The organism is Hydrogenophaga sp. (assembly GCF_031426985.1).
Lineage (GTDB): Bacteria > Pseudomonadota > Gammaproteobacteria > Burkholderiales > Burkholderiaceae_C > Hydrogenophaga.
This window is the reverse complement of record NZ_JASJOY010000079.1, coordinates 1-9630: the sequence shown is the minus strand read 5'-3', so window position 1 is coordinate 9630 and position 9630 is coordinate 1. Positions and strand designations below refer to the sequence as shown.

Genomic DNA, 9630 nt, shown 5'->3' with positions numbered 1-9630 from the left:
GCTTGTACAGGTTGTTCAGCACCACCTCGGGCACTTCGCCGCGCTTGAGCTCGATCACCAGGCGCATGCCGGACTTGTCCGACTCGTCCTGGATGTGGCTGATGCCTTCGATCTTCTTCTCGTGCACCAGCTCGGCGATGCGCTCCTGCAGCGTCTTCTTGTTGACCTGGTAGGGGATCTCGTCAACGATGATCGCCTGGCGCTGGCCCTTGTCGATGTCCTCGAAATGGCACTTGGCGCGCATCACCACGCGGCCGCGGCCGGTGCGGTAGCCGTCCTTGACGCCGTTGATGCCGTAGATGATGCCGCCGGTGGGGAAGTCCGGCGCCGGGATGATTTCCATCAGCTCGTCGATGGTGCAGTCCGGGTTCTTGAGTGAGTGCAGGCAGGCGTCCACCACCTCGTTGAGGTTGTGCGGCGGGATGTTGGTGGCCATGCCCACCGCGATGCCGCCCGAGCCGTTGACCAGCAGGTTGGGCAGGCGGGTCGGCAGCACCAGCGGTTCTTTCTCCGAGCCGTCGTAGTTCGGGCCGAAGTCCACCGTCTCCTTGTCGATGTCCGCGAGCATCTCGTGCGCGATCTTGGACATGCGGATTTCGGTGTAACGCATGGCGGCGGCGTTGTCGCCGTCCACCGATCCGAAGTTGCCCTGGCCGTCCACCAACATGTGACGCAATGAAAAATCCTGCGCCATTCGCACAATCGTGTCGTACACCGCGCTGTCGCCGTGCGGGTGGTACTTACCGATCACGTCGCCGACGATACGGGCCGACTTCTTGTACGGCCGGTTCCAGTCGTTGTTGAGCTCGTGCATCGCGAACAGCACACGCCGGTGCACCGGCTTGAGGCCGTCGCGCGCATCGGGCAAGGCGCGCCCCACGATCACGCTCATCGCGTAATCGAGGTAGCTGCGGCGCATCTCCTCTTCCAGACTGATGGGCAAGGTCTCTTTAGCGAACTGGGTCATGGGTGGAGGCGGCGTGACGGGATGAAACAGAAAGGCAACATGACATTTTAGTGGGCGGCCGCCAGCACGCCGCCGCGCGCAACATGTTGTTCATCCACAACGAAGCCGGGCAGTAGGTCTAAAGTGGTGTCGCCGAGGACCAGCCCGCCAAGGCGGCTGCACACATGCTTGTGGCACAATAAATTCAACGTTTTGAGTGGTGGTCACTTCAAGCGTCATTGTTGATATCCAGCCCCCCGGGGTTCATTACGAGGAAAACCATGAAAAAACTGAACAAAGTGGCAATGCTGATTGCAACCGCCGCCATGGCTTCGGCTGCCGGCGCCCAGACCATCGACAACTGGCGCGACGCTTCTTCCAACCTGGTGTGGAAGAACGGCACCAACGAACTGTGCTGGCGCGATGCCAACTGGACCCCCGCCACCGCCGCCCAGGGCTGCGACGGCGCCATCGTGCCCAAGGCCGCTCCTGCACCGGCACCGGCCGCTGCTCCCGCACCGGCACCGGCCGCTGCTCCGGCTCCCGCTGCTGCGGCTCCCGCTCCGGCCCCGAAGCCCGCACCCGCTCCGGCCGCCACCAAGGTGACCTACGCTGCCGATGCCTTCTTCGACTTCGACAAGGCTGTGCTCAAGCCCGAAGGCAAGGCCAAGCTGGACGATCTGTCCGACAAGGTCAAGGGCATCAACCTGGAAGTGGTGATCGCTGTGGGTCACACGGACTCCACCGGTAAGGCTGGCTACAACCAAGCCCTGTCCAACAAGCGCGCCGAAGCTGTCAAGGCTTACCTGGTGAGCAAGGGCATCGAAAGCAACCGCGTCTACACCGAAGGCAAGGGCATGGACCAACCTGTGGCCGACAACGCCACCAAGGAAGGCCGCGCCAAGAACCGTCGCGTGGAAGTCGAAGTGGTCGGCACCCGCACCAACAAGTAATTCCTCCGGATCGCTTGAAAAAAACCGCGCTTCGGCGCGGTTTTTTTATGCGCTGGCGATAATCGAAACATGAACCCTACCGTGAACGCCGACCCGGCCGAACTGGCCAAATTTTCCGATCTGGCCCACCGCTGGTGGGACCCCGAAAGCGAGTTCCGCCCCTTGCATCAGATCAACCCGTTGCGGTTGAACTGGATCGACGGCCTGGCCGCGCTGGCCGGCAAGACCGTACTGGATGTGGGTTGTGGTGGTGGCATCCTGTCCGACTCCATGGCCCGCAAGGGTGCTCAGGTAACGGGCATCGATCTGTCCACCAAGGCGCTGAAGGTGGCGCAGCTGCACGCGCTGGAGGCGGGCACGTCCGGCGTGCACTACCGTGAGGTCAGTGCCGAGGCGCTCGCAGCCGAAGCGCCAGCCTCGTTTGATGTGGTGACCTGCATGGAGATGCTGGAGCATGTGCCCGATCCCGCTTCGGTGGTGCGGGCGTGTTCGCAGCTGGTCAGGCCCGGTGGCTGGGTGTTTTTCTCCACCATCAACCGCAACCCCAAGTCCTTTCTGTTTGCCATCGTGGGAGCTGAATACCTGTTGCAGATGCTGCCCAAAGGCACGCACGAGTACGCCAAGATGATCCGGCCCAGTGAGCTGGCCTCCTATTGCCGCCAGGCCGACCTGGAGCTGGCACAGACCCAGGGCATGGAATACAACCCCATCACGCGCCGGTACTGGCTCAGCGGCGACACCAGCGTCAACTACCTGCTGGCCACCCGCAAGGCATGAAGCGGCCCGCATTTGCCGTGCAGGCGGTGCTGTTCGATCTGGATGGCACTCTGGTGGACAGTGCGCCCGATCTGGCCCTGGCAGCCGAACGCATGCGGGCCGCCCGTGGCCTGCCAGCCTTGCCGATGGCGGGCTACCGCCCCCATGCCAGCGCAGGTGCGCGCGGCATGTTGCGGATCGCATTCGGCCTGACGCCGGACGACGAACGCTACGACGTTTTCAGGCAGGAGTTTCTGCACGAGTACACCCAATGCCTGCTGCACAGCACAGACTGCTTTGATGGCGTGGCCGAACTGGTGGACGCGCTTGAACGCATGCGCCTGCCCTGGGGCATCGTCACCAACAAGGCGCAGCGTCTGACGGCCCCGGTGCTGGCGGGGCTGCCCACGCTGGCGCCAGCCGGGGCGGTGGTCTGCGGCGACACGTTGCCCAGGGCCAAACCACACCCCGATCCGCTGCTGGAAGCGGCTCGGCGTCTGGGGGCGGCGCCTGCGGCCTGCCTGTATGTGGGCGATGACGAGCGCGACATCGTGGCCGGACGCGCCGCCGGCATGTTCACCGTGGCCGCGCGCTACGGTTATCTGGGCGAAAGCGGGGAAACTGGGCACTGGGCGGCGGACGCCGAGGTGAATTCGCCGCTGGAGGTCTTGAAATTGCTCCAACTGCCTTAAACTCCCGTGTTCAGGGGCTGCACTGGTTTCGACGTGGGTTCGGGCACGCAGCAGGGCATGTCGAGGTTCTGTCACCTCGTAAAACCGCAGAAAAAAACTAACTGCAAACGACGAACGTTTCGCACTCGCCGCTTAATCCGGTGAGCCTTGCAACAGCAGGCCGATAGGCTGGGCAAGGGCGGTCGCAAGACTGTCCAGGCTGCAAGGGAATTCATATCGGCTGGCATGTCACCGGGTACCTTGGTGATGTGCGAGATTCAAGGGTACTGGCCTGATGCGTAGCGTGCCGCTGCGCGACGCACTGGGCGAGATCCAAATCAGACGGCTACACATGTAGAACTGCGCGAAGAAGGCTTGCGGACGGGGGTTCAAATCCCCCCAGCTCCACCACCTATCAAAAAAGCCCCGAAGCCATCAAAGCTTCGGGGCTTTTTTACTGGTTTGCGACCATTTCGCAGGTCGGTTCTAAGAAGTGACTTGGCATGCTGCAATTGCAGGAGATTCTTTTTTCTCAGGGGTTTGGCACTCGACGCGTCTGCTGCGGTCTGGTCCAGCAGGGGCTGGTGCAGATTGGCGAGGACAGACGGCCCTGCGTGGACCCGACCGAGGTGCTGGAAGAAGAGGGGCTGGTGTTCTGGGTGCAGGGCGAGCGCTGGGCCTACCACCGGCTGGCTTACCTGTTGCTGAACAAGCCTGCGGGCACCGAGTGCTCGCAAAAACCCAGCACCTACCCCAGCATCTACACCCTGTTGCCGGCGCCTTTGCGCACGCGCGGCGGCGGTGCGGCGGCTGGGGTTCAGGCGGTCGGCCGCCTGGACCAGGACACCACGGGGCTGCTGCTGCTGTCCGATGACGGCAAGTTCATCCACCGTCTGACGTCGCCCCGCCACCATGTGCCCAAGGTGTACGAGGCGCAGGTCAAGCATCCGCTGGACGAGCGCCAGATCGCGCGCCTGCTCGAAGGTGTGGTGCTGGACGACGATCCGCGCCCGGTGCGTGCGCAGGCGGCCGAGGCGGTGACCGGGCAGCACCTGCGCCTGACGCTGACAGAGGGAAAGTACCACCAGGTCAAACGCATGGTGGCCGCGGTGGGCAACCGGGTGGAAGGGCTGCACCGCTCGTCCATCGGCGGACTTGCACTGGACGATTCGCTCCCGCCGGGCCAGTGGCGGTGGCTGAGCGCGGACGAAGTGCGTGCCTTGGTAGAGAAGCAGGCAGCCTGATCGCGTGGATCGACAGGCGAATCAGAGCAGATCGCCCTTGCGGCTGTCCAGCGGCACCAGGAAGGAGTTGTCCTGCCACTGCGAACCGAAGTCGCTGGTACGCGAGTCGCCCGTGGTGCTGGAGGGCCAGTTGGACAGGGGACTGAAGTCGCTGTGGCGGATGTTGCGCTGGCGGCTGATGGCCGAGCGCAGGTTGGCCTGTGCGGCGATGATGGCGCGCTCCTCCTGCTCGCGCTCGCGCATGCTCTGTGCGGTGGGGGATTCGCCCAGAAACTCGGCCCGGATTTCGGCCACGGTGGGCAGGCTGCTGGAGCGGACCACCCAGTAAGGCAGGCCACACTGGGTCAGCAGCGAGTGCTTGAGCATGCGGGTGCTGCGCGGCAGTGCGTTCTTGCCGGGCACGTCCAGGCAGCCGATCACCTTGCCGTCGGCCTTGCAGATGGTGAAGGTGCAGTACACCCCACCCAGCAACCGGTACCAATGCATGCCCTGTTCTCTGTCGCGCGGCAGCGTGAAACGCGTCACCGGCAGCTTGATCATGATGTGATGGTCGTAGAAGGCGCGGGCCAGCCAGTGCCAGACGCGGGCTTCTTCGCTGTTGACCAGAGCGCGGGTGCTCAGCGGCCAGTGCTTGGGGATGCGGCGTTGCTCACGCGCCTGACGGGTTGCCCAGGCACGGTGCAGCAGCGCGCCCAGCACCAGCAAAGCGGGTACCAAGGCGGTGAGCAACCAAGGGTCGTTCCAGGAGGTCATGTGGGCGTGGGGCGCGGCCGTTGGGAAAACGGCCGGATATGTATCAAAGTGTATTGACTTGGTGCACCGCTGGCTGTGGATCGGGCACCGCTGATCGGTCGGGAGCGTGAATTGTTCTCGGTTTGTCGTCCGGCGGGGGCCCGCCGGGCCGGCGGACAGATCAGAGCAGCCTTCCCCAGGCCGGCCGCCGGCCGTCCGTGCACTGGCTGGAGTGGCCTGTGATGGACGACGGTGTGCAGCCCCGCAAAACCGTGGTGATGGCACCCTGCCGCCACAGCGCCCGGCGGCGACCGATGCGGTTGTCCTGGATCCTTCGGACCAGGGCCTCCAGGGTGGGGGTGGGCGTGTGCATGTGGGGTCCGGAAGACAAAAGCCCTGGATTCTGCCCACAGGCCTGTCGGGCGTACATCCCGCAAACAGGGGGGCGCCCACCCCGGTGCCGGGTGGGGTGTGCTGTCTACGGCAGTGCGGCCAGAAAGGGCGCGATGGCAGCGGTGAGCGCGTCGGGCTGGTCGCGGTGCGGGCTGTGGCCGCAGGCGGGGAGGGCGACCGTTCGGGCGTGCGGCGCGGCCAGCGCGATTGCCCGCAGTTGTTCCAGCGTGCCGTATTCGTCGCCTTCGCCCTGCACCGCGAGCAGTGGTGCATGAATGAGGCGGCAGTCCAGCCGGATGTCGAAGGCCCGGAACGCGGGGCTGAGCCAGACATCGTTCCATTGCCAGAAGGCGTTGTCCACGTCGGCGTGGTAACGCGCCAGGCGTTGGCGCAGGCCTTTGCCGTCGGTGTCGGGGGCTGCGCTGGCCCGGTACAGGTCCCGCGCGGCGGCGATCGCTTGCAGCGCCACGTCTTCCACCCAGACGTGCGGTGCGATCGCCACGCAGGCGCTGACGGGGTGCTGGCTGGCGTGCAGCAGCGCGATGCTGGCACCGTCGGAGTGGCCGATCAGCACCGGCCGCTCGATGCCCAGGCCCTGCAGCAGGCGCGGCAGCACCTGGAACGCCTCGATGTGCATGTAGTCGGGTTCGTGGCGGCCGATGTGCCATGCACCGTTCTGGCGCGGCGTGCCGCGCACGTCGGCCACCGGGTCGGACTGGCCGTAGCCCCGCCGTGAATACAGCCAGCCGGCGCGGCCGGTGGCGGCGCACAGTTCCTGCGGCCAGTTGCGCCCGCGCTGCGGCCACATGGCGACGCTGCCCAGGCCTTCGTGCAGGAAGAGCAGCGGCGCGCGGTCGGCCGGTCCGGGGATGTGCGCGGTTTCTAGCCGGATGCCATCGATCTGAATGCTTTGCATTCGCCGCATGGTAGTGGCGTCGGCAGGCCCTGGCTGTCGCCCGAGTCCGGCCGGGCGTGGCGGATGTGGCGAGGAGGAAAGGGGTATTCTCCCGCCATGAGCCTGCTGTTCGATTCCTTCTGGCGCGCCGTGGCGTACTGCATGCACCCGCGGGTGATCGCGCTGTCGTTCCTGCCACTGGTGCTGATGGTGGCGCTGTCTTTCGGCCTGGGGTACTTCTTCTGGGACTCGGCGGTGGCGTCCGTCACCGCCTGGCTCGAAGCCTATGAAATGGTGCAGACCCTGCTGGGCTGGCTCGAGCGCCTGGGCATGTCGTCGCTGCGCACCGTGTTTGCGCCGTTGCTGGTGCTGGTGCTGGCCACGCCCGTCATCGTGCTGTTGTGCCTGCTGCTGGTCGCCGCGTTCATGACGCCGGCCATGGTCGACCTGGTCGGGCAGCGCCGATTTGCGCAGATGGAGCTCAAGCGCGGAGGCTCGCTGCTGGTCAGTGTGTTCTGGTCGCTGGGCTCCACCTTGCTGGCGGTGCTGGCCTTGCTGGTGTCCATGCCGCTGTGGCTGGTGCCGCCGCTGGTGCTGATCCTGCCCCCCTTGATCTGGGGCTGGCTGACCTACCGCGTGTTCGCCTTCGATGCGCTGGCCCTGCACGCCAGTGCGCCCGAACGCAAGGCCATCCTGAAGGCGCACCGGGGCAGCCTGCTGGCCATGGGGGTGCTCAGCGGTTATCTGGGCGCAGCCCCCAGTCTGCTGTGGGCATCGGGGGCCATGTTCATCGCGCTGGCGCCGCTGCTGGTGCCGGTGGCGATCTGGATCTACACCCTGGTGTTCGCGTTCGCCTCGTTGTGGTTCGCGCATTACACCCTGGCGGCGTTGCAGGCGCTGCGGGCGTCGCCGCCAGCAGCCGGCTCGGCCGCGTCCGATGTGATCGACGCGCCTGCGTCTGAGCAGGACCCCCTCGCTCAGGGGCCCTCCACCTCTTTGCCGCCCCCCGCCGCCCCATGAAACCCGCGTTCGGACTCATCATCATCGGCGACGAAATCCTCTCCGGGAAGCGGGCCGACAAGCACCTGCCCAAGGTCATCGAGTTGCTGCAGGCGCGCGGGCTGTCACTGGCCTGGTCGCGCTGCGTGGGCGACGAGCGCGAGCGCATCACCGCTGCACTGCGCGACGCCTTTGCGTCGTCCGATGTGGTGTTTTCCTGCGGCGGCATCGGCGCCACGCCCGACGACCACACGCGCCAGTGCGCGGCGGCCGCCCTGGGCGCCGAACTCGCCCTGCACCCCGAGGCGCGGGACTTGATCGAGCAGCGCATGCGCGACCTCGCCGCCGAACGGGGCGAGGCTTACGACCCTGACCGGCCCGACAACGTGCACCGCTTCAACATGGGGGTGTTCCCGGTGGGTGCGCGCATCATCCCCAACCCCTACAACAAGATCCCGGGCTTCAGCTGCAGCGGCACGGGGGGCGGCACGGTGCATTTTGTGCCCGGCTTTCCGGTCATGGCCTGGCCCATGATCGAGCACCTGCTGGACACCGCATACGCCGCCTGGCACCAGCGTGGCGCCTGGCAGGAACGGTCGGTGGTGGTGATGGGCGCGCTGGAGGCCACCCTCACGCCGCTGATGGAGGCGGTGGAGCGCGAGCACCCGGTGAAGGTTTTCAGCCTGCCCAGTGTGGACCACCCGGAATACGGGCGCCACATCGAACTGGGCGTCAAAGGCACACCCGAGGCGGTGACCGTCGCTTTTGCCCAGCTCCTAGCCGGCCTGCACGCGCACCGTGCGCAGCTGGGCCCTGAATTGGTGCGTTGATGGGTTGCACTGAAATTGTGCATTTCAAACATGAATGCACCATGGTTGTGCGGTCGCTGCGGATGACGCCCAGGACACTGGCCGGTCGGCCCGCACCCAACCGCCGGGCGCCGGTGCCGGCCCTGCCTTGGGGCATGGGCGCTGGGCGATAATCGACAGCGGTGTGCGCCGCGCACCGCCCTCGCGGCACGCGACAGGCTGTCTGGTGGCATAGAAGCTGCTTGATCCGACCCGTCAATCGATTTTTTACCCACCCAGCTACAGGAGCTTTTTGATGGCCAAGACCGTCGCAGACGTGATGCAGATGGTGAAAGACAACGACGTCAAGTTCGTTGATTTCCGTTTCACCGACACCCGTGGCAAATGGCAGCACATTACGATCCCGGTGTCCCAGTTCGGCGAAGACAAGTTCGAAGAAGGTCAGGCCTTTGACGGTTCGTCCATCGCCGGCTGGAAGGGTATCGAGGCTTCCGACATGCTGCTCGCACCCGAGGCCAGCAGCGCGTTCGTCGATCCCTTCGTCGAAGAAACCACCCTGGTGCTGGTCTGCGACGTGATCGAGCCCACCGACGGCAAGGCCTACGAGCGCGACCCGCGTTCCATCGCCAAGCGTGCCGAGACCTACCTCAAGGCGTCCGGCCTGGGCGATACCGCCTTCTTCGGTCCGGAACCCGAGTTCTTCCTGTTCGACGAAGTGCGCTGGAGCAACGAACCCGGCCACAGCTTCTACCAGATCGAAGAGTACGAAGCCCCCTGGAACAGCGGTGCCAAGCTCGAAGGCGGCAACCGTGGCCACCGTCCGCGCCTCAAGGGCGGTTACTTCCCCGTGCCGCCCGTGGACAGCACCATGGACATGCGCAACGAGATGTGCCAGATCCTGGAAGCCGTTGGCGTGCCGGTGGAAGTGCACCACCACGAAGTGGCCGGCGCCGGCCAGTGCGAAATCGGTACCAGGTTCTCGACCCTGGTCGAGCGTGCCGACTGGACCCTGCTGCAGAAGTACGTGATCCAGAACGTGGCCAACGTGTACGGCAAGACCGCCACGTTCATGCCCAAGCCCTACCACGGTGACAACGGTTCCGGCATGCACGTGCACCAGTCCATCTGGAAAGACGGCAAGAACCTGTTTGCAGGCAACGGCTACGCCGGTCTGTCGGAATTCGCGCTGTACTACATCGGCGGCATCATCAAGCACGCCCGTGCCCTGAACG

The 9630-nt window shown here is 65.4% G+C and carries 10 protein-coding genes and 1 other RNA gene; 8 read left to right on the top strand and 3 right to left on the bottom strand.

Features of this window, described 5'->3' with window-relative positions:
• Nucleotides 1-967: DNA gyrase subunit A (locus tag RMP09_RS10380; RefSeq protein WP_310565905.1), on the bottom strand; the 967-nt coding region annotated here is incomplete at its 3' end.
• Nucleotides 968-1227: 260 nt separating this feature from the next.
• Here RMP09_RS10380 and ompA point away from each other — a divergent pair.
• The 5 genes from ompA to RMP09_RS10355 all read left to right on the top strand — a co-directional run bounded on the left by ompA (nt 1228) and on the right by RMP09_RS10355 (nt 4570).
• Nucleotides 1228-1899, top strand: a complete 672-nt coding sequence (gene ompA, locus RMP09_RS10375; RefSeq protein ID WP_310565904.1) for an outer membrane protein OmpA — start codon at nt 1228-1230, stop codon at nt 1897-1899.
• Nucleotides 1900-1968: 69 nt separating this feature from the next.
• Nucleotides 1969-2676, top strand: a complete 708-nt coding sequence (gene ubiG / locus RMP09_RS10370; protein WP_310565903.1) for a bifunctional 2-polyprenyl-6-hydroxyphenol methylase/3-demethylubiquinol 3-O-methyltransferase UbiG — start codon at nt 1969-1971, stop codon at nt 2674-2676.
• On the top strand, nt 2673-3347 hold the full coding sequence (locus RMP09_RS10365; RefSeq protein WP_310565902.1) for an HAD-IA family hydrolase: 675 nt from the start codon (nt 2673-2675) through the stop codon (nt 3345-3347). The genes ubiG and RMP09_RS10365 overlap by 4 nt, the downstream gene beginning before the upstream one ends.
• A 13-nt stretch (nt 3348-3360) precedes the next feature.
• Nucleotides 3361-3737: a transfer-messenger RNA gene (gene ssrA / locus RMP09_RS10360) on the top strand.
• 95 nt (nt 3738-3832) lie between these two features.
• Complete coding sequence (locus RMP09_RS10355; protein ID WP_310565906.1) at nt 3833-4570, top strand: 16S rRNA pseudouridine(516) synthase; 738 nt, start codon at nt 3833-3835, stop codon at nt 4568-4570.
• Between the two features lie 21 nt (nt 4571-4591).
• Here RMP09_RS10355 and RMP09_RS10350 read toward each other — a convergent pair whose 3' ends face one another.
• Nucleotides 4592-5323, bottom strand: coding sequence for a DUF2726 domain-containing protein (locus RMP09_RS10350; protein WP_310565901.1), 732 nt, complete (start codon nt 5321-5323; stop codon nt 4592-4594).
• A gap of 457 nt (nt 5324-5780) precedes the next feature.
• Nucleotides 5781-6611 (bottom strand): alpha/beta hydrolase, encoded by an 831-nt coding sequence (locus RMP09_RS10345; protein WP_310565900.1) that lies wholly within the window; start codon nt 6609-6611, stop codon nt 5781-5783.
• 96 nt (nt 6612-6707) lie between these two features.
• Between RMP09_RS10345 and RMP09_RS10340 the strand changes: the two genes are divergently transcribed.
• From RMP09_RS10340 to RMP09_RS10330, 3 genes are all read left to right on the top strand, one after another.
• The gene (locus RMP09_RS10340) at nt 6708-7610 is read left to right on the top strand and encodes an EI24 domain-containing protein (RefSeq protein ID WP_310565899.1); all 903 of its coding nucleotides are present in this window, start codon (nt 6708-6710) and stop codon (nt 7608-7610) included.
• Nucleotides 7607-8419, top strand: a complete 813-nt coding sequence (locus RMP09_RS10335; protein ID WP_310565898.1) for a molybdopterin-binding protein — start codon at nt 7607-7609, stop codon at nt 8417-8419. Before RMP09_RS10340 ends, RMP09_RS10335 begins: the two co-directional genes overlap by 4 nt.
• Nucleotides 8420-8693: 274 nt before the next feature.
• Nucleotides 8694-9630, top strand: a 937-nt coding sequence (locus RMP09_RS10330) for a glutamine synthetase beta-grasp domain-containing protein (protein WP_310565897.1), incomplete at its 3' end; no start/stop codon positions are given.

Excerpts from the sequence above, each read along its gene's own strand:
- RMP09_RS10345 (WP_310565900.1), bottom strand. The coding sequence starts at position 6,611 with ATGCAAAGCATTCAGATCGATGGCATCCGGCTAGAAACCGCGCACATC.
- ubiG (WP_310565903.1), top strand. The coding sequence starts at position 1,969 with ATGAACCCTACCGTGAACGCCGACCCGGCCGAACTGGCCAAATTTTCC.
- ompA (WP_310565904.1), top strand. The coding sequence starts at position 1,228 with ATGAAAAAACTGAACAAAGTGGCAATGCTGATTGCAACCGCCGCCATG.
- RMP09_RS10340 (WP_310565899.1), top strand. The coding sequence starts at position 6,708 with ATGAGCCTGCTGTTCGATTCCTTCTGGCGCGCCGTGGCGTACTGCATG.
- RMP09_RS10335 (WP_310565898.1), top strand. The coding sequence starts at position 7,607 with ATGAAACCCGCGTTCGGACTCATCATCATCGGCGACGAAATCCTCTCC.
- RMP09_RS10350 (WP_310565901.1), bottom strand. The coding sequence starts at position 5,323 with ATGACCTCCTGGAACGACCCTTGGTTGCTCACCGCCTTGGTACCCGCT.
- RMP09_RS10365 (WP_310565902.1), top strand. The coding sequence starts at position 2,673 with ATGAAGCGGCCCGCATTTGCCGTGCAGGCGGTGCTGTTCGATCTGGAT.